We start from the raw sequence: 18,718 nt of genomic DNA, 5'->3' as shown, positions 1-18,718 counted from the left end.
GCGGTGGAATCCTTTGAGGCGACGGGTGGATGGCTTGGCGTGATGCAAAGCCCTCACGCCGGTCATGACCCGTTTCAGACGAGTATTGATGCTTAGCTGCTGGGAGACTTTTCTGCAGCTTCGCTCTTACGGGCGCGACGCGCGCCGGTTTCGCTGCTGCCTCCATTGCCCGTTTCCTTGGTCGCTTCGGCCATCTCTGTTCTGGCTTCAGCAACCAAGTCGGACGTCATTTCATTCATCTCAGCAACGGCAACTCGGCCTTGGTCGTAAGCAATCAGACCGGCCTTGAGGACCGCTTTCGAAACAGGGCGCAGCACGGATACGGCAAGCGGGGCCAAGAAGGCCGCTCCAACTCCGAAGGCCAGACCCGTTGCTAAGTTGCCGCCTTTAAATGCGTCTTCGAGTATCGCCATTGAACTTGCTCCTTGTTGGTGCCCCCATTTTTGTTACAGGTACAAACGAACTCCCAAGACTCGCAAACCTCCCAAGACTCGAGCCCCAAGACTCCAATTCGACAGCCGCATGTGGATGTCAGGATTGGTCCGCGGATTTCGGTTGCTCAGCCGCGGCTTTACGCGCTTCTTCCACTTCAGCCCGAGCCTCGGCCATGACGTCGCCGGTTCGCTCATTGAGTTCGGCGAAGGCAACTCGCGCTTGATCGTAAGCCACCAATCCAGCCTTGATAGCCGATTTGGCAAATGGCTTGAGAATGGGCGCAAGCATGGGGGCAATGACACCTGCTCCAATGCCAATCGCCAAACCCGTGACGATATTGCCACCCTTCAACAACGCCATGGTCCTACTCCTTGGAGCTTTGTCACGACGCGACTGGAGCGCGTAAGGATGGTCCAACGATTTGCCACCGGGATGGTTCCGCGCGAATATCGAAAATTGTCATCAATTTGTCACCCTCCCGTTACATTCAAGACGGTCCTGCAAAACGGTCTCTGCAACGAGGGCGGCGACGAAGCCCAGCCAGGCAAAACCGCCGTCGAACGACTCGGCGAGAGCAAGATGAGGACACAGAGCCCAGCGCCGCGGTAGCCACGAACTTGGTGCGCCTTGGCATCGTATCAGCATCGAATCGGGCGGCGGTCATGGCGGAACCGATTGTGACATGAGATCGCTACTGATCGGTCTCGCGTCTTTTATTACGACCACTTCCGGCCAAATGCCCGCCCACTGGCTGCCGCCTCACGCTTTCCGCGGTCACGCATGCAAAGTTGACGAGTTTATTCAGCTATTATGCGCTGCCAGTCTGGAATTATTCCAAGGTATAGGCCATATTAGGCCTAAGCTACTGCTTCGTGAGGACACAATGCGGCTGACACGCCAGACCAACTACGCCATGCGCATCCTGATGTATTGCGCCGCGAATACCGACCGGCTGAGCCGCATCCCGGAGATCGCGGCCGCCTACTCGGTGTCTGAACTTTTTCTCTTCAAGATCCTGCAGCCTTTGGTCGAGCATGGTCTGGTCGCGACGGTGCGCGGCAGGAACGGCGGTGTCAGGCTCGGCCGCCCGGCCGAATCGATCACCCTGTTCGACGTCGTGCGCGTGACCGAAGAGAGCTTCGCCATGGCCGAATGCTTCGAGAACGAGGCCGCCGAATGTCCGCTGGTCGACAGTTGCGCACTGAATTCGGCGCTGCGCGAGGCGCTCAATGCGTTCTTCGCCGTGCTCGAGCGCCATACGATCGCCGACATGGTGGCGGCGCGCCCGAACGTGCGCCATCTGCTCGGCATCGACATGCTGGTGCAACGAGCGCCGGCCGCCTGAATTTGCCCTTTACGCTCTCCGAGCGTTTGCGCTGCCCCTCACCTGCCTGCCGGCATCCTCTCCCCGTATAGTGACGGGGAGAGGGACGATGTCATCGACGGTTTCGCCAATCTCCATCGTTGCAAAAAGGCCGGCAGGGCGATGAGGGGCAGCGCCGACCTTGCAAGTTGGAACTTACGCCGATGACTGCGGCAGGACGAACGGCATGTCTCCGGCCGGCAGCATGCCGACCCTCAGCCGGCAATCGAATACTTTTTCGATCAGATCGTCGCTCAGCACGTTCTGCGGCGAGCCGGTGGCGGCAAGCCTGCCGCGGTGCATGACGAAAATTCGGTCGGCATACATGGCCGTCAAATTAAGGTCGTGCAGGATAGCGACCACGCCGCCGCCCCTTCTGGCGAAATCGCGGGCGATGTTCATGATGATCAATTGGTGCTTGATGTCGAGGCTGGAAACCGGCTCGTCGAGGAAGAGATAGCGCGGTTTTCCGTCGAGGACCGGCGCCCAGACCTGGCAGAGCACACGGGCCAGCTGCACGCGCTGCTGTTCGCCGCCCGAAAGCTCGTGGTAGAAACGGTCGGCAAAGCCATCGAGATCGACCCGCGCCAGCGCCCGTTCGGGCAGGCGCTCGTCCTCGCCGGGCAGCGCGCCCGAGCGCCCGCCGAGCAGGCCGAGCCTGACGATCTCGCGCACCGTGAAGGGAAAGGACAGCGTCGTCGCCTGCGGCAGCACGGCGCGCAGCATGGCTGCCTCGACCGGCTTCATCACCGACAGGTCGCGGCCGTTGATGGTGACCTCTCCCGAATAGGCAAGATCGCCGGATAACGCTTTCAGGAAGGTCGTCTTGCCCGAACCGTTTGGGCCGACGATGGCCGCGATTTCGCCAGGCTGCACCTTGCCGCCGATCGCCACCGAGACATCCCGCGCTTCGATCATGCCCGCACTTCGATCATGAAAAGTCCTCTCACAGGTCCCCCTCTCCCAGGTCAATGACGCCACGCTTGCGCAGCAGGATCCAGAGGAAGAAGGGAGCGCCGGCGATCGCGGTGACGATGCCGATCGGCAGCTCGGCCGGCGCCACGATGGTGCGGGCGACGGCATCGGCCAGAAGCAGCAGGCAAGCGCCAAGCAAAGCCGAGGCCGGCAGCAAATAACGGTTGTCGGGGCCGATAGCCAGGCGCAGCAGATGCGGCACGACGATGCCGACAAAGCCGATGCCGCCGCTGACGGCAACAGACGCCCCGACCGCCGCCGAAACGCCGATAATGGCCGTGTATTTCAGCCGCTGCACCGGGATGCCGAGATGGCCGGCGGTGGCTTCGCCGAGCGCCAGCGCGTTGAGGCCGCGCGCCAGGAACGGCATCGCCGCCAGCGCCAGCACGATCACAGGCCCGACGGAACCGATCTTTTGCCAGGTCGCGCCGGCGAGCGAGCCGAGTTGCCAGAAGGTCAGGTCGCGCAACTGCCGGTCGTCGGCCATGAAGATCAGGATACCGGTCAGCGCCATGGCAAGGGCCGCCAGCGCAATGCCGGCAAGCAGCATGGTGGCGACCGAGGTTCGGCCGTGCCTGGTGGCGACCTGATAGAGCACCAATGTCGTCGCCAGCCCGCCGCAGAACGCCGCCAGCGGCAGGGCGAGTGTGCCCAGCACCGCAATTACCGGCGCCAGCACCGTGGCGCCAAGCACGATGACGGCCACCGCGCCGAGGCTCGCTCCCGCCGAAACACCGATGAGACCGGGATCTGCCAGCGGATTGCGGAACAGCCCTTGCATCACCGCGCCGGAGACGGCAAGCGCTGCGCCGATCAGCACACCGAGGGTGACGCGCGGCAGGCGGATATCGTAGACGATCAGGCGGTCGCGTGCGCTCAGCGCCTCGTTGCCGGGTGCTGCACCCAACAGCCAGTCGCCAACGACGCTGACGGCCGAGGCATCGGATGCGCCTGAGGTCAGCGACAACAGGACGGCAACGGCAAGCCCCAGGCACAAAAGCAGGATGGCGATACGCGCGCGCCCCGAACGGTCACCGTCGGATGCTGCCGCCATAGTGCCCGCACCAGCGATCGATTGATCCACCATTGGGCGCCCGCTCAGTCCGCGGCCTGCCCGCCATAAAGCGAGGCGGCAAGATCGCGGATGACGTCGGCGGTGCGCGGCCCGAAGCCGAGCAGATAGCCGCCATCCATGCGGATCACCTTGCGCGCCGCACCCGCCGGTGTCGACAATATGGCCGGGTTCGCGAACAATTCATCATCCGATGCGGCAGGGCCGGCGTTGTTCATCATCAGGATCACGTCGGGCTTGGCGGTGATAACAGCCTCGTCGGACAATTGCTTGTAGCCGGAGAAGCCGTCAACCGCGTTGACGCCGCCCGAAAGCTTGATGATGCCGTCAGCGGCAGTCTTGCTGCCGGAAGCGAGGATCTTGCCGCCCTGCATCGACAGCACGAACAGGACGCGCTTGCGGTCCTTGATCGAAACGGTCTGCTTTTCGGCGGCCTTCAGCTTGGCATCGATCTCGGCTGCCAGCGCATCGGCCTTGGCGTCGGCGCCAAGCGCCTTGCCGACGATGCGGATCTTTTCGAGAATGCCTTCATGGTCGTAGCGCTCGGGCACCTCGATGAACGGGATGCTCGTCTTCTTCAGCACATCGACGGTTTCCTTCGGCCCGCTGCCGTGCAGTGCCAGGATGCCCGACGGATTGACCGACAGCACACCTTCCGGCGACAACTGGCGCATGTAGCCGACGTCAGGCAGCTTGAGCGCCGCCTCGGGATAGCGGCTGGTCGAATCGCGAGCGACCAGCCGATCCTGCTCGCCGAGCGCAAAGACGATCTCGGTGATCGAACCGCCGATGGCCGCTATCTTCGACGGGTCCGCAAAGACCTCCATGCCATCGGTGGCACGGGCCGGCAGCAATGCGGCAAAGGCCAGGGAAAGGCCGATCGCGGCCCCAAGCGCCATTCTGAAAACACCCGCCCGTTTAAGCAAAGGAGCCATTGTCGTTGTCCTCAGGCTGCGGTCGGACTTGGAATGCGCGGCAGGTTCTCTGCCAGAAACCGCCAGTCCTCGCGTTCGCTTTCGCCTTCATGGCGCTTGCCGAAGAACTGGATGATCATCTTGCCGTCGGCGCCATAGGCTTCGAGAGACGTGACATGGCCGTCCTTGGTCGGCTTGCGCACGGCCCAGACCTCTTGGATGTGGTCGGTTCGCAGATGCAGGCGGAAAGTCTCATCCAGCACGTTAATCCATGGCCCCATCGGCTTGATCGACTTGATCGGGCCCGAATGGATCTGGATGCAGCCGCGATTGCCGACAAAGCACATGATCGGCATCTCACCCTCGGCGGCGTGATGAAACATGGCGTTCACGGCATCGTTGTCGAGCAGCCAGGCGTAATCCTGGCCGACCATGCGCATCGCCTGGCGGCGGTCGAGCTTCAGCGTCTTCAGCATGCCGAAGAACTGATGCACATCGGTCAGCCGGCTCCAGCGGTCGCGCAGATCGTCGACATCAGCGGAAGCGTCGGAAGTCTCGGCCTCGTCGGCAAATCCGCCTTCTGAAATCGCAACGGTCGGCTCCTGGTTCGGCGATTCGAGTTCTGCCACCAGCTTCTGATAGGAATAGAGGTTGGACGCGAGCCGCAGATGCACCTTGTGCACCGGCTCGCCTGACGCGTCGAAGAACTGCAGACTGCGCCTGATATCGCCGCCGTCGCGCTGTTCGACGGCAAAGCCGTGCGCCCAGACTTTCGGGAAGATGCGTAGGTCGATGTTCTCGCCAAGCACCATCGCATTGTGGTTGCCGGTGACGACTTTGTCGTAGACGCCGATCTTCTCGTGCACAGCGCTTTCGTTGCGGGTCAGCGCCATGACCTCGCCGACGGCCTCGAGGCCGGTAAGAAGATCGTTGACGCGCGGCTCGACGCGGACGACGCCGTCGCCGCAATGTGCGGCGACCAGCTCGGCCTCCGAAATGCCGAGCTCGGCGGCGAGATCGCGCTCGCGCGTCCTCGGATTGTCTGCCCGCGCCCGCCGGATCTCGTGCGGTGTGGCTTTTACGCGCTGGTCCATATCTTACTACCTACTTGTTGAGGATGAGCTTGCCCTGGCGGGTGATCTTCAGCCGGTAGAGCGCTCCGTGATGCTCGATGCCGATCTCGTGCTCGCCCTGGAACAGCGTGTTGCTGGACAGGGTTCTCACCGTCAACGGGACCCGATCGAAACGAGCTGAATTGTCGTCGGAACGGCGGACGCGATAGCGAAAGTCACTGGGATTGTGCGTGTTCATCTGGTTCGATTCCTTTCCTGGGCCGGGCGTCTGGCTAGGCGTTGCGTAGATGCCGATCTATTTCTTGACTTTAATAATCATGTTTATTAGTCAGTGCAATACAGGACTAAATGAGTCAAGATTGAAGACGCCGGACACCACGAAAAATGCCAGCATGCGCCAAGCCAGCCAGCATCGAACCTGGAATTTTGGAGTTGGGGCATGGGGTGGGCGAATTGGGGACGGCTGGGTCTGGCGCATCGAGGTCCGGCGCATCGATCGATGGCAAAGGGGATAGCCGCATTGCTGGCAGGTGCTGCGGCGATCGCGTTGCTCACCCCGTCGGCCAGTGCTCAGTCGGCCAGTGCTCAGTCGGCCAATGCTCAACAGGCCGCCCAACCGGCAACGGAACAGCAGCAGGCCGAACAAGCGCAGACGCCTGAAGAGGCTGTGCCGGCCCCGGTAGGCGCGACGCTGCTCGACCAGATCCTGGTCATCAGCCGCACCGGCGAGACGGCGATCGATTCCCTGGCTTCGGCCAGCCATGTCGATCAGGAGCAATTGGAACGCCGCATGGCGACGACGCCTAACGAAATGCTGTTCGGTGTGCCAGGTGTAGCGGTCCAGTCAGACGCAAGGCGCGTCAGTTCCTCAATCAACATCCGTGGCCTGCAGGACTTCGGCCGTGTCGCGGTGATCGTCGACGGTGCGCGGCAGAATTTCCAGCGCTCCGACCACGGCACGCAATCGACCTTCTATATCGACCCGGAACTCGTCAACTCCGTCGACGTCATCCGCGGCCCGGTCGCCAACATCTACGGCTCGGGCGCCATTGGCGGCGTCGTCTTGTTCGAGACCAAGGACGCGGACGACTTTCTTCGCGACGGTGAGACATGGGCGGCATCCGCGACCGGGGGCTACGAGAGCAATGGCGAAGGCTGGACGACCAGCGCCGCTGGCGCCTACCGTTTCAACGAGAACTGGGATGTCCTCGGCAACATCGTCTACCGCGACTATGACGACTACAAGGATGGCGGCGGCGATACGGTGAACGGCACCGGCTTCGATGTTTTGAGCGGCCTGCTCAAGACGACCATCCGCCCCAGCGACAACAGCGAGTTGAAGCTTGGCTGGGTGGGCTCAAGCGACGGGTGGAACGAGGTCAGCGGCGGCACGCCGGTGAATGACGTCGACCTGGAGGCGAATACCTTCACGGCGCGCTACAACATCACCGATGAGGACAAGAGCTGGCTCGATCTCCACGTCAACGCCTCTTACAACAAGACCAATTTGGAGATGACAAGCCTCGTTCCGCAAAACCGGTTTGATCCAGTCACCGGTCTTCCCATCGTCCTGCCTGTGGGTTCGATGTCGACTTTCGATATCGGCACTTCGGGCATCGACATCTGGAACACCTCGCGGTTCGAGACCGCCGGCATTGCGCACGAGCTGACCTATGGTGGCGACTGGGTTGGCGACGACGTCGAGACGGGTGGCGCCGCAGGCGGCGCCAGTTTCTACACCCCTTCGGGCAAGCGAAACGTCTCCGGCGCCTACATCCAGGACAAGCTCACCTGGGACTGGCTCGAAGTCATCGCCGGGCTGCGTTACGACAGCTACAAGCTCGAAAGCGATGTCGGCGAAACTTCCGGCGACCGGCTGTCGCCGCGCATCACCGTCGGCGTCTCGCCGTTCGAAACCGCCAGCCTTTCGGGACTGCAATTCTACGGCACCTATGCGGAGGGATATCGCTCTCCGTCGCTGTCGGAAACCCTCATCAGTGGCAACCACCCGGCAGGCGTCAGCTTTCCGTTTCTCCCCAATCCCGATCTGAAGCCTGAAATCGGCAAGACCGTCGAATTCGGTGTCAACTACAAGCAGGACGACATCCTCGACGCCGGCGACGCGTTTCGTTTCAAGGCGGCCTACTTCAACAACGACGTCGAAGACTACATCGACGGCGTCACCCTGTCGGCATTCGACCCGACCAGCGGCTGCCCATTCGGCCCCGGCATCCCGATCTGCTTCCAGTACCAGAATTTTGCAAAAGCCAAGATCCGCGGCTTCGAAATGGAAGGCGTCGTCTATGACGCCAGCTGGGGTTTCGCCGGGCTTTCGGCGTCGATCATCGATGGCTACACCATCTCATATGACGGCGAACGGGCAGACCTCGTCACCGTCCCATCTTCCCAGGTCACCGCGCAGCTCGGCTTCCGCTTTCTGGAGGACAAGCTGACCGTCGGCGGCGAGGTGCAGTACAATGGCAAGCCGAAGGGCAATCCAGTGGCCAAGGACTACACGCTGGTCAACGCCTTCGCCAGCTACCAGGCGACCGACAATTTCAAGGTCGATTTCCGCGCCGACAATTTGTTCGACGTCAAATACACCAACCCGTTGAATGCATCGGCCACGAGTGTAATTTACGAGCCCGGCGTCACGCTCAAGCTGGCGGCGACAATGCGGTTTGGAGGCTGACGACAATGAAACGCTTGACGGCATCGCTTCGCCTGCTGACCTCGGTGCTGGCGATGCCGCTTGTGCTGGGTCCGGCGTGGGCGCAACAGTCCGCGCCGGCCCCTGCTCTCACGCTTGAACTCAATGGCGCACAACCTTCCGACAAGGGCTGCCGTCTGACCTTCGTGGTCAACAACACGCTCGGCGCCGACCTCTCGAAGGCGGCGTTCGAGATCGCGCTGTTCAACGAGGCCGGCGTCGTCGACCGGCTGACCGTGCTCGACTTCAAGGACCTGCCGGCGGGCAAGACCAAGGTGACGCGTTTCGATCTTGCCGGCGCCGACTGCGCCAAGGTCAGCCGCGTGCTGATCAACAGCGCGACCGAATGCGCCGGCACCGGCATCCAGCCGGACGCTTGCATGCGTGGACTGAAGACCGAGACCAGGACCGGCATCGCCTTCGGGGTCTGAGAAGGCAGTGGGACTGGAGCCCGCACCCGCACGAAACATAGTGGTGTGGTCCGCTGCCTGTTGCCGCCAGGGCAAATGATGTTGATTTGACAAGTCCGCGCCGGTTGCGGCAGGTCTCGCCGCGAGCCATGCAGAACATCAGTCCCCTCCCCGACGCCGATGGCGAACTGGCGATTGCGCCGACCGGACCGCTTGCGCCTGCCCGACCGTCAGCCATGAGCCGCAAATGGACGGCGGCGATCGTCGCCTCCTGCCTGTTTCATGCTGCGGTGGCGGCCGCTTTTCTCATCGCACCTGCCGGCACGTTTGATGCCGGGGACGCAATCGAGATGGAAGGCGCCGATCAAACCGGCGCCAACGTGGTCGGCAGCGACTTGGATAGTCAGGTCCCGGGCGCGCTGACCGTCACCCTGGTGCCCGACCCGCGGCCGGCCAAGCCTGAGGTCAAGCCCGAGGCGCGTGCCGAACGGCCCACCGGGGACCGGCCCATCAGGGAAGTGGCCGCACAGCCCCCCGCGCCCTTGCCGCGGATTGTTGAACAATCCACTGCCGCGCCAGACATGTTGATGGCCGACACCCCTGACGAGCAGAGCGTGGCTCCGAAGATCGAAACGCCGGCAGAGCCGGCTGCTCCGGCCGAAAGCACCGAGGCGCCCCCTGTCGATGTCGGACAGCCGCCGATCCCGACGCCAAGGCCGAGCCCGACACCAGGTCCTGGCGGAGCCGACGAAACGAACGAGGCCCGCGGCGCGGCGGATGGCGAGGAACGCGCCGCGGTGGCTTCCAGCAAGGGCAGGGAGCAGGCAGCGGCAGGCAATGCGATAGAATCCCGCTACAGCGGTGAAGTTCAGAAGAAGCTTGCCCGCGCCAACCGTCGTGTTTCGAAAGCGATACAGGCGAGCGCTCGCAACAATGCCAGGGTCGTTTTCGTTGTCATGGCCGACGGCAGCATCAGCGACATACAGCTTGCCGAAAGCTCAGGTTCTGCGGAGCTTGATCAATTCGCGTTGACACTGGTGCGCAAGCAAGCGCCGTTCCCTCCCATTCCAACCGAAACCGGCAAGTCAAGCTGGGTGTTTAAAGCGCGGATTGGTCCATTTTAACACCCTGCGCCTCATCGTTTCAGGCATTCCAACACACATCATAAACTGCAGTCACGAAAGGACGGCCAATGTACATCGCCATGAATCGCTTCAAGGTCCACAATGGCTCGGAAGCCGCTTTCGAGGACGTCTGGAAGAACCGTGATTCCAGCCTGTCGGAAATGAAGGGTTTCAAGGAATTTCATCTGCTGCGCGGTCCGGTCAACGAGGCCGAAGGCTACACGCTGTTCGCCTCGCACACCCTGTGGGCAAGCCATGAGGATTTTGTCGCCTGGACCAAATCCGAGAACTTTCGCGCCGCGCACCGCAACGCCGGCTCCACCAAGGTGCACTATCTCGGCCATCCGCAGTTCGAAGGCTTTTCGGTCGTCGAGGGCGCGTGAGTAGACGCCGTCGGTGAAGCTGCCGATCTCCCCCGCAAGGGGGGAGATCGGCCGTCATCTCGGCCTTCGCCAATCGCGGGAACGCAGGCGAACAAGGGGCAAATTCAAACCTGAAGCGATTGCCACGACGCCTAAGAGCAACGAAGGGTCATGGGCTGGACCTCACGCTGCGGCCAGCAGGCTGGCATTGCCGCCCGCAGCCGTGGTGTCGACGCAGACGGCGCGCTCATGTGCATAGGCCGCCGGGTTGAGCACTTCGCTGACCAGCGGCACGATCGGGCCGGCGCGGTCGGCGATCACCTTGCGCACGATACGCGCGGCCTCGGACGTGCCGGAAAAGGCAACGACGTCGACGCGCAGCGCGCGCGCCTCGACCGGGTCGGGTCGGCCGTCAATGGCCGCCAGCGGCAGGCCCTTGCCGGTCAGCGGCGACAGTGCCGCTGGCGCGCCGGGCGCGACGGCCAGCACCGCATTGCCGGCCGCCAGCGCCTGGATGGTCTGGGCAAGCAGCGTGTCGGCATCCGGTCCGAGGCAGAGCACGCGGCCGCGCGGCGACAGCGACAGCGTGTTGGCCTCGCCGGTCGGTCCGGGCAAATCGACCTGGCCGAAATCGATGCTGGCGGCGGCACCGATGGCCGCAGCACCCTTGCCGCGCAAATGCTTCCTCAGCACCGCCACCCGGTCCGCCCGCGTCGACCAGCCGCCCAGCGCCGGGTTCGGCAGATTGTCGGCGAGTTCGGTCGCCGTCACCTTGCGGCCGTTAGGAATAGGCGTGCCCGCCTGCGGCCCCTTGCGGAACCGCCTGAGATAGTGCGGCCCGCCGGCCTTCGGTCCGGTGCCGGAAAGCCCTTCGCCGCCGAACGGCTGCGAGCCGACGACGGCGCCGATCTGGTTGCGGTTGACATAGATGTTGCCGGCATGGATGCCGTCGACGAAATGCTGGGCGCGGCCTTCGATGCGGGTGTGCAGGCCGAAGGTCAGGCCATAACCCTTGCGGTTGATCGCGGCGATGACCCCGTCGATGTCGTCGGCGTCGAAGCTGGCGACATGCAGCACCGGCCCGAACACCTCGCGCTCCATGTCCTCGATCCCCTTGACCCGAAAGACATGCGGCGCCACGAAGCGGCCATCCTTCGGCGTTTCGAGTTTGGCGATCAGCCGGCCCTGCAGGCCCATGTCAGTGCAATAGTCGCGGATCGATTTTTGTGCCTCGTCGTCGATGACCGGGCCGACATCGGTCGATATCCGCCAGGGATCGCCGAGGCTGAGCGCTTCCATCGCGCCCTTCAGCATCTCCAGCATCTTCTTCTCGACGTCCTTCTGCACATAGAGCACACGCAGGGCCGAGCAGCGCTGGCCGGCACTCTGGAAGGCCGAGGCAAGGATGTCGCGAACCGCTTGTTCGGGAAGCGCGGTGGAATCGACGATCATGGCATTCAACCCGCCGGTCTCGGCGATCAGCATGGCATCGGGCGCTGCAGTCTCGGCCAGTTGCTTTTCGATCAGCTTGGCGACCTCGGTCGAGCCGGTGAAGCAGACGCCGGCAATGCGTGGGTCGGCGGTCAGCGGGCCACCGACCGAGGGGCCGTCGCCGGGCAGAAGCTGGATGACGTCTTCCGGCACACCGGCTTCGCGCAGCAATTCGACCGCGCGGAAGGCGATCAGCGGCGTCTGTTCGGCCGGCTTGGCGATGACCGAATTGCCGGTCACGAGTGCTGCCGCGATCTGCCCGGTGAAGATGGCGAGGGGAAAATTCCATGGCGAGATGCAGGCGATCGCGCCGCGCGCTTCCGTGCCGGGTTCGGCATTGGCAGCCTCGGCGGCATAATAGCGCAAGAAGTCGACCGCTTCGCGCACTTCGGCGACACCGTCGGCCAGCGATTTGCCGGCCTCGCGGCTGGCGAGCGCGAAGAATTCGACGGCATTGGCCTCATAGAGGTCGGCGGCGCGGTTGAGGATGGCGGCGCGCTCGGCGACGGCGCGCTTCGCCCATGCCGGCTGTGCCTCCACCGCGATGCGCACGGCGGTCGCGACCTGCTTGGCGGTGGCCTCGCTGACCGTGCCGACCACTTCGTCGGGCTTTGCCGGATTGACCACCGGACGTTGCTTGCCGTAGCCGGCGGCACGGGTGATCGGCTTGGCGTGCCAGCGGTCCGGGCCGGCAAACTCGGTCTTCGCCTTGTCGATCGCGGCCAGCGTCACCGGATCGGTGATGTCGAACCCCCTCGAGTTGCGGCGGGCAGGACCGAAGATCGCCGACGGGCTGGGGATCGCCGGATTGGCGGCGGGACCCTGTTTCTCGACCGTCTCGAGCGGGTCGCGAGCAATATCCTCCGGCTCGACCTCCTCGTCGGTGAGCTGGTGGACGAAGGAAGAATTGGCGCCGTTTTCGAGCAGCCGGCGGACCAGATAGGCAAGCAGGTCGGAATGGGCGCCGACCGGCGCATAGATGCGGCAGCGCGTACCCTCGGCCCGCCGCACCGTCTCGTGCAGCGCCTCGCCCATGCCGTGCAGGCGCTGGAACTCGAAGGAGTCACGATCCCCGGCCATCGACAGGACGGCGGCGACGGTGTGGGCGTTGTGGGTGGCGAATTGCGGATAGATGCGGTCGGTCATCGACAGCAGCTTTTTCGCGCAGGCGAGGTAGGACACGTCGGTGTTGGTCTTGCGGGTGAACACCGGATAGCCGTCGAGCCCGAGCGTCTGCGCTCGCTTGATCTCGGTGTCCCAATAGGCGCCCTTGACCAGCCGCACCATGATGGTGCGGTCGTGCTTCTTCGCCAGCGCATAGAGCCAGTCGATGACGAAGGCGGCGCGCGGACCATAGGCCTGGACGACAACGCCAAAACCGTCCCAGCCGGCGAGTTCCGGCTCCGCCAGCACCCGCTCGATTACGTCGAGTGACAGGTCGAGGCGGTCGGCCTCCTCGGCGTCGACATTGAGGCCCATGCGCGAATGGCGCGCCGCCAGCGCCAGCGACAAAAGCCGCTCGGCCATCACGGGCAGCATCTTTTCCTTCTGCGTCACTTCATAGCGCGGATGCAGCGCCGAAAGCTTGACCGAGATGCCGTGGTTCTGTCGGATGTCGGGACCATTGGCGCCGGCATCGAGCGACGAGATGGCGTCGGCATAGGCCTTGAGATAGCGCAAGGCGTCGGCCTCGGTGCGAGCCGCTTCGCCCAGCATATCGAAGGAATAGAGATAGCCTTTCTGGGTCATTGGCCGGCCGCGCTTGACGGCCTCGGCAATGGTGCGGCCGAGCACGAACTGCTCGCCCATTTCGCGCATGGCGGCAGCGACCGCCCTGCGGATGACCGGCTCGCCCAGCCGGCGCACCATGGCGCGCAGCGTGCCTTCGATGCCGTCCTCGCCTTCGTCGAGCACTCGACCGGTCAGCATCAGCGCCCAGGTCGACGCATTGACGAAGATCGAGCTCGAGCCGCCCGAATGCGCCGACCAGTCATGCGGCGCGATCTTGTCGGCGATGAGGTCGTCCATCGTCTCGGTGTCGGGTACCCGAAGCAGCGCTTCGGCCAGACACATCAGCGCCACGCCCTCCTTGGTGGAGAGGCCGTAGGCGGACAGGAAGACCTCCATCAACCGCGGATCGGACGAGCCGCGCACCGCCCGCACCAGATCGGCGGCGCGGGCCGAGATTGCCCTCCGCTCTTTCGTCGAAAGCCCTGTCGCCTCGGCCAACCGCTTCACGGCCTCGTCTTCGTCGGGCAAATAATTGGCACGGATCTGCTGGCGGATGGCATCGAGCGCTGGCATGACGGTCCTGTAGAGCGAGCATCAGAGAGCGGTCCGGCGGTCACCGGACCGAATGGCGCAAGCTAGCACAAAGCGTGGTTTCGGTCGGTCCAAAGAAATCGACACGGCAGGTCGATTGAACTATCATGGGCCGGATTTTCCCCCAACTTGACCACAGAATCGATGAACGAAGACCAATTGGACCGCATCGACAGGAACATCCTGTCGGCGCTGGGCAGCGACGGCCGGCTTTCCATGTCGGAACTCGCGGCCAAGGTCGGCCTGTCGAAGACGCCGGTGCAGGCGCGGGTCAAGCGGCTGGAAAAGGACGGTATCATCCGCGGCTACCAGGCGATCATCGATCGCGAGCGCATGGGCGAAGGCCATGTCGCCTTCGTCCAGGTGAAATTGTCCGACACCCGCTCGGCCGCGCTCGACGCCTTCAACCGCGCCGTGCAAACGGTGCCGGAGATCGAGCAATGCCACATGATGGCGTCGAGCTTCGACTATCTCCTGAAAGTCCGCACCACCGACATCGCCGCCTACCGCCGCGTGCTCGGCGAGCGCATCTCGGCCCTGCCCCACGTCGCCCAGACCTCGACCTTCGTGGCGATGGAGACGGTGAAGGATCGGTAGGCATTCACCGAGCTCGTCAGTTCATCCGGCTCGTTCAAGACGCTCCTGAATCTGCCCCTCGATTGCCCTCAGGAAATGGTCGGACGTCGATGTCCATCCAAAGAGTATCTGCACGAGCGTAATCGAGGCGTCATGGTTGCTCCTTGGGGAGTCCAACGCGATGGGCTCGCTCGTGCAATCCGTCAGCAGGATGCAGTGATAGTCCCTGAAAAAGGCGTCCCGAATTGTCGACTCCACACACACGCTGGTCGTGCATCCTGTCACGATCAGCTGTTTGATGCCTGCGGTCTTCAGAACAGCATCGAGTTCGGTCTCGTAGAAGCCGCTGAACCGGGTTTTGTAGAGGACAACATCCCCCGCCTCCGGCTTTAGGTCGCTGACGATATCCGTTCCCCAGGTGTCGCGGATCAGAATCCGGCTCTCGCTGCCGTCCGGCGCTGTCATGCTCTCACCGACCCCAAAGATCTGGAGATGTCGGAGACGATTGGGACTATCCGATGTCCCGAGATCCGAAAGGTCGGAATGATACCCCATCTTCAGATAGATGATGGGCAGTCTCAATTTGCGAGCGGCCGCTATTACGCTTGCAGTAGGGCCGACAGCCCGTTGAATCCCGGAGATATCGATGCCGGCTCTGTCGAACATCCCGCCTTTCGAGCCGAAGTCATTCTGCATGTCCACGACGAGAACTGCAGTCTTGGCCGGATCAATTGAAACAGGTTGAGGCTTTGCGTCGATGACAAATGGCTGCATTTTTATCCTCCCACAGCCTGAGGTGTCGCACTTTGCGCCTTGGTTATCATGATCAGCGACCCTGCATTGTGTCAACAAAAGGGGGCTACATCGGTGCTTGGCGGCCCAGACAGTGGTCCGCTCTTGTCGAAAACAAACCCAACGTCACTCCGCCAGCGTCTTCAAAAACGCCACCAGCGCCGCGAGCTCGCGGTTCGAAAGCTGCAGCGGGTGGACCTCGGATACACCCTCGACACTGGCCGGCGCTTTCGAATAATGCGCCACCACCTCCTCGAGCGAGGAAAATTGCCCGGCATGCATGTAGGGCGCACGGGTGGCGGCGCCGCGCAGCGACGGCGTCTTGTAGGCGCGGACGAGTTCCGGTCCGGCCTTGACCATGAAGCGCAGCTCGCCACAGGCGCTGGCGTCGCCATCGCGAAACGCGCCGAAACAGTTGAACGGATCGGCCTCGACCTGCGCCACCGCGTCTATGCGGCCGCGATCCGGCGGCAGATTCGCCACCGGCGGCACGCCGGTGCTGTGAAAACCGCCGTCGGTGAAACGCGGCCCGGTATGGCACGTCACGCAATTGGCCTTGCCGATGAACAGTTTTAGCCCGAGGATTTCTTCGGGCGACAAGGCATCGTCGCCCTGCGGCGCCTGTATACCGGTATCCAAAGCGGCGGCGAACCGGTCGAAGCGCGTCTGCGGTGGCGCGATCGATCGCTCGAAGGCGGCGATCGCCTTGCCGATATTGGCGAAGACGCGGTTGACGTCCTCGGCTTGCGCATCGGACATGGCATTCCAGGCAGCCTTCTCGGCATCGCTGCCGAGCGGACTGGCATTGGCCGGCACATTTGAAAGATCGGGCAGCGGCCCGAAGATGCGCTCGTAGCGCTCGCCGAATCGCGCCTTGATATAGTGCGCGTAGGCGGCGCGGTTGCCGGCCTGCTCCAGCGGATTTTCCAGCGGCGCCAGCGCCTGCGCCCAGAGACTGTCGCGCCGCCCGTCCCAGAAGAACCATGCGTCATGCGCAACGCTGGCCAGCGGCATGGTGCGCCGGTTGGTGCGGCCGACACCAACCGCTCGCGGCAGATCGTCCTGGAACTGCCGGTCGATCTTGTGGCAGGTCGAGCAGGAAACCTTGCCGTCGCCGCTCAGCCCGACGTCGAAGAACAGTGTCGCGCCGAGCGCGGCGGCGGCCGGCACATCGGCGAAGCGATTGGTGGTGTCGATCTTCAGCGGCGGCAGCGCTGACAGCGCCAGCGAGGCGATGGTCTTCTTTTCGGCATCGGAAAACTCAGGCTTGCCGCAGCCGGCAAGCAGAGCCATCGCCAGCAGCGCAAAAAGTCGCGAAAAGCGGCTCATCTTGCTCCAGCGCTCAGAGCAACACATTGAAGACCACCGTGTCGGATCCGGCCGCCGCGGAAATGGCGAAATGCAGTTGCCACAATCCGCTCATTGTGAATTTCACCCCGCCGATGCGATAGCGGCCATCGCCCAGATAATCGGTCGCATGCGGGCTGGTCGGCAGACCGTGCCTGTGCTGCGGCATGCCGCCGGAAATCGTGATCGCAGCGCCCTCCACCGGGGTTCCCGCACCTGTCTTGAGGGTCAGCAGCCAGGATTGCAGTTCGCCTTGACGGACAACGCCCCGCTCCGGTTCGAAACTGGCCACGAACAATCCGTTCGCCGTCCTTTTCGAGTGGCCAATTTCGGAACCGGCAAGCCGGGGCGCTTGCGGCGCGGTCAGAAAGACGGCGGCGAGAATGCCGGCCAGCAAGGCAGCCAGACCAAGACCTGCCAGAACATAACGCCATAACGATGCCAAACCGTTTCCTCTTCCGGAGATAACGTCTCGCTGCGCAGCTTGCGTCCCGCCGTCCGCATGAGAAAACGCCGCTGGCGCAAAAATCCACCATGGCCAAGCATGGCGCTGCCGCTCACAAAAAGCTACAGCACCGGGTCTTGGTTTTGTGCATGTCGTTATCCCAAAACCGCTGCGCAAGCTTTGGGCGACATGCACCAGGAGAGAGATCCATGACAGGAAACGGCGTCGCCTCGATCGGTGAATGCATGCTCGAACTTTCAGGCCAGGCGGGGCCGAACTGGCGCATGGGTTTTGCCGGCGACACGTTCAATACGCTGTGGGCGCTGCATGCGCTGAGCGGCGACCGGCCGGCGACCTATGTGTCGGCTTTCGGCGACGACCCGTTCTCGCGCGACCAGATCGGTTTCTTTGCGCAAAACGGCATCGGCATCGGCGCCAGCCCGATCATAACAGGCGCACGGCCCGGCCTCTATGCGATCACACTGACCGGCGCCGAACGCTCCTTCACCTACTGGCGCGGCGATGCGGCCGCAAGGCAGCTTGCCTCCGACGCGGCTGCCTTGGCGAAAAGCCTTGAAAATCAGTCGCTTGTTTATTTTTCCGGAATCACTTTGGCAATTCTGGATGACGCCGCGCGCAACACGCTGCTGACCGCGGTGGCCAAGGCGCGCGCCGCCGGTTCGCTTGTCGCCTTCGATCCCAACTACCGGCCGCGGTTGTGGCGCCGGCGCGAGGAAGCGCAGACCGCGATCCTCGATGCCCTCGCAGTCACCGACATCGCGCTGCCGACCTTTCCCGACGAGCAGATGCTGTTCGGCGACGCAGCGCCGCAAGCAACCGCGCAACGGCTGGGCAAGCTGGTCGGCGAAGTCGTCGTCAAGAACGGCGAGGAGCCGGCGCTGATCGCCGCAAACGGGACCCCGCAACCCGTTCCGGCCGTGCATGTCGCCGCCCCCGTCGACACGACCGGCGCCGGCGATTCCTTCAATGGCGCCTATCTCGCCGCCCGGCTTGCCGGCCATCTCCCGACCGAGGCGGTGCTGCGCGCGCATCGCGTCGCCGCAGCCGTCGTCCAGGTGCGCGGCGCGCTGGCGCCATTCGAGACGTTAAGGGCGGCGTTCGAAGATTAATGCATGTCGCGCAAAAGCTTGCCCTCGGGCCCGACCCAGGGCCCGACCCGAGGGTGCGCAGCGGTTTTGCGATAACGACATGCATAAAAACAAGAACTAAAGCGCGTTGCATGAATCCATTCAAACGCGACACGCTTTAGGATCAAAACGCAATCAGACTGGCTGCCGCCAACGGCT

18 protein-coding genes are annotated in these 18,718 nt (G+C 63.4%); 7 read left to right on the top strand and 11 right to left on the bottom strand.

Features of this window, described 5'->3' with window-relative positions; all coding sequences use genetic code 11:
* Nucleotides 1–92: 92 nt before the first annotated feature.
* Together AC0L3L_RS14340 and AC0L3L_RS14335 are read right to left on the bottom strand one after the other, a co-directional pair.
* Nucleotides 93–413, bottom strand: a complete 321-nt coding sequence (locus AC0L3L_RS14340; RefSeq protein WP_473638065.1) for a DUF5132 domain-containing protein — start codon at nt 411–413, stop codon at nt 93–95.
* A gap of 118 nt (nt 414–531) precedes the next feature.
* Nucleotides 532–795 carry a DUF5132 domain-containing protein gene (locus AC0L3L_RS14335; protein WP_095494486.1) on the bottom strand — a complete coding sequence of 88 codons (264 nt, stop codon included), beginning with the start codon at nt 793–795 and terminating at the stop codon, nt 532–534.
* 523 nt (nt 796–1,318) lie between these two features.
* Between AC0L3L_RS14335 and rirA the strand changes: the two genes are divergently transcribed.
* The gene (rirA, locus tag AC0L3L_RS14330; RefSeq protein ID WP_473638064.1) at nt 1,319–1,780 is read left to right on the top strand and encodes an iron-responsive transcriptional regulator RirA; all 462 of its coding nucleotides are present in this window, start codon (nt 1,319–1,321) and stop codon (nt 1,778–1,780) included.
* Nucleotides 1,781–1,954: 174 nt separating this feature from the next.
* On the opposite strand, the gene AC0L3L_RS14325 is transcribed toward rirA, so the two are convergent.
* Genes AC0L3L_RS14325 through hemP form a run of 5 tightly spaced genes read right to left on the bottom strand, consistent with a single transcriptional unit; the run spans nt 1,955 to nt 6,070 of the window.
* Nucleotides 1,955–2,716, bottom strand: coding sequence for a heme ABC transporter ATP-binding protein (locus tag AC0L3L_RS14325; RefSeq protein WP_473638063.1), 762 nt, complete (start codon nt 2,714–2,716; stop codon nt 1,955–1,957).
* Nucleotides 2,717–2,744: 28 nt separating this feature from the next.
* The gene (locus AC0L3L_RS14320; RefSeq protein WP_473638062.1) at nt 2,745–3,860 is read right to left on the bottom strand and encodes a FecCD family ABC transporter permease; all 1,116 of its coding nucleotides are present in this window, start codon (nt 3,858–3,860) and stop codon (nt 2,745–2,747) included.
* Nucleotides 3,861–3,871: 11 nt separating this feature from the next.
* Complete coding sequence (locus AC0L3L_RS14315; RefSeq protein ID WP_473638061.1) at nt 3,872–4,780, bottom strand: heme/hemin ABC transporter substrate-binding protein; 909 nt, start codon at nt 4,778–4,780, stop codon at nt 3,872–3,874.
* 11 nt (nt 4,781–4,791) lie between these two features.
* On the bottom strand, nt 4,792–5,853 hold the full coding sequence (locus AC0L3L_RS14310; RefSeq protein ID WP_473638060.1) for a hemin-degrading factor: 1,062 nt from the start codon (nt 5,851–5,853) through the stop codon (nt 4,792–4,794).
* A 10-nt stretch (nt 5,854–5,863) separates the two neighbouring features.
* Nucleotides 5,864–6,070, bottom strand: coding sequence for a hemin uptake protein HemP (gene hemP / locus AC0L3L_RS14305; RefSeq protein ID WP_095486642.1), 207 nt, complete (start codon nt 6,068–6,070; stop codon nt 5,864–5,866).
* 261 nt (nt 6,071–6,331) lie between these two features.
* Between hemP and AC0L3L_RS14300 the strand changes: the two genes are divergently transcribed.
* From AC0L3L_RS14300 to hmuQ, 4 genes are all read left to right on the top strand, one after another.
* On the top strand, nt 6,332–8,524 hold the full coding sequence (locus AC0L3L_RS14300; RefSeq protein ID WP_473638059.1) for a TonB-dependent hemoglobin/transferrin/lactoferrin family receptor: 2,193 nt from the start codon (nt 6,332–6,334) through the stop codon (nt 8,522–8,524).
* Nucleotides 8,525–8,529: 5 nt separating this feature from the next.
* Entirely contained in the window at nt 8,530–8,973 is a 444-nt protein-coding gene (locus tag AC0L3L_RS14295; RefSeq protein ID WP_473638058.1) for a hypothetical protein, read from the top strand.
* Between the two features lie 329 nt (nt 8,974–9,302).
* Complete coding sequence (locus AC0L3L_RS14290) at nt 9,303–10,076, top strand: energy transducer TonB family protein (RefSeq protein ID WP_473638056.1); 774 nt, start codon at nt 9,303–9,305, stop codon at nt 10,074–10,076.
* A gap of 68 nt (nt 10,077–10,144) precedes the next feature.
* A complete protein-coding gene (hmuQ, locus tag AC0L3L_RS14285) occupies nt 10,145–10,459 on the top strand; it encodes a heme-degrading protein HmuQ (RefSeq protein ID WP_473638055.1) in 315 nt (104 codons plus the stop codon).
* 162 nt (nt 10,460–10,621) lie between these two features.
* Here hmuQ and putA read toward each other — a convergent pair whose 3' ends face one another.
* Nucleotides 10,622–14,233, bottom strand: a complete 3,612-nt coding sequence (gene putA / locus AC0L3L_RS14280) for a bifunctional proline dehydrogenase/L-glutamate gamma-semialdehyde dehydrogenase PutA (protein WP_473638054.1) — start codon at nt 14,231–14,233, stop codon at nt 10,622–10,624.
* Between the two features lie 162 nt (nt 14,234–14,395).
* On the opposite strand from putA, the gene AC0L3L_RS14275 reads away from it, so the two are divergent.
* On the top strand, nt 14,396–14,848 hold the full coding sequence (locus tag AC0L3L_RS14275; protein ID WP_123150538.1) for an Lrp/AsnC family transcriptional regulator: 453 nt from the start codon (nt 14,396–14,398) through the stop codon (nt 14,846–14,848).
* 21 nt (nt 14,849–14,869) lie between these two features.
* Here AC0L3L_RS14275 and AC0L3L_RS14270 read toward each other — a convergent pair whose 3' ends face one another.
* The 3 genes from AC0L3L_RS14270 to AC0L3L_RS14260 all read right to left on the bottom strand — a co-directional run bounded on the left by AC0L3L_RS14270 (nt 14,870) and on the right by AC0L3L_RS14260 (nt 17,411).
* Nucleotides 14,870–15,601 carry a cysteine hydrolase family protein gene (locus AC0L3L_RS14270; protein WP_473638053.1) on the bottom strand — a complete coding sequence of 244 codons (732 nt, stop codon included), beginning with the start codon at nt 15,599–15,601 and terminating at the stop codon, nt 14,870–14,872.
* Nucleotides 15,602–15,745: 144 nt separating this feature from the next.
* The gene (locus tag AC0L3L_RS14265) at nt 15,746–16,948 is read right to left on the bottom strand and encodes a cytochrome-c peroxidase (protein WP_473638052.1); all 1,203 of its coding nucleotides are present in this window, start codon (nt 16,946–16,948) and stop codon (nt 15,746–15,748) included.
* Between the two features lie 13 nt (nt 16,949–16,961).
* Nucleotides 16,962–17,411, bottom strand: a complete 450-nt coding sequence (locus AC0L3L_RS14260) for a FixH family protein (protein ID WP_473486627.1) — start codon at nt 17,409–17,411, stop codon at nt 16,962–16,964.
* A 209-nt stretch (nt 17,412–17,620) separates the two neighbouring features.
* On the opposite strand from AC0L3L_RS14260, the gene AC0L3L_RS14255 reads away from it, so the two are divergent.
* Nucleotides 17,621–18,541 carry a sugar kinase gene (locus tag AC0L3L_RS14255; protein WP_473638051.1) on the top strand — a complete coding sequence of 307 codons (921 nt, stop codon included), beginning with the start codon at nt 17,621–17,623 and terminating at the stop codon, nt 18,539–18,541.
* Nucleotides 18,542–18,718: the final 177 nt, after the last annotated feature.

This window comes from Mesorhizobium sp. WSM4849 (genome assembly GCF_055811385.1).
The sequence above is the reverse complement of the archived record's forward strand: the minus strand, read 5'-3'. Positions and strand labels throughout refer to the sequence as shown.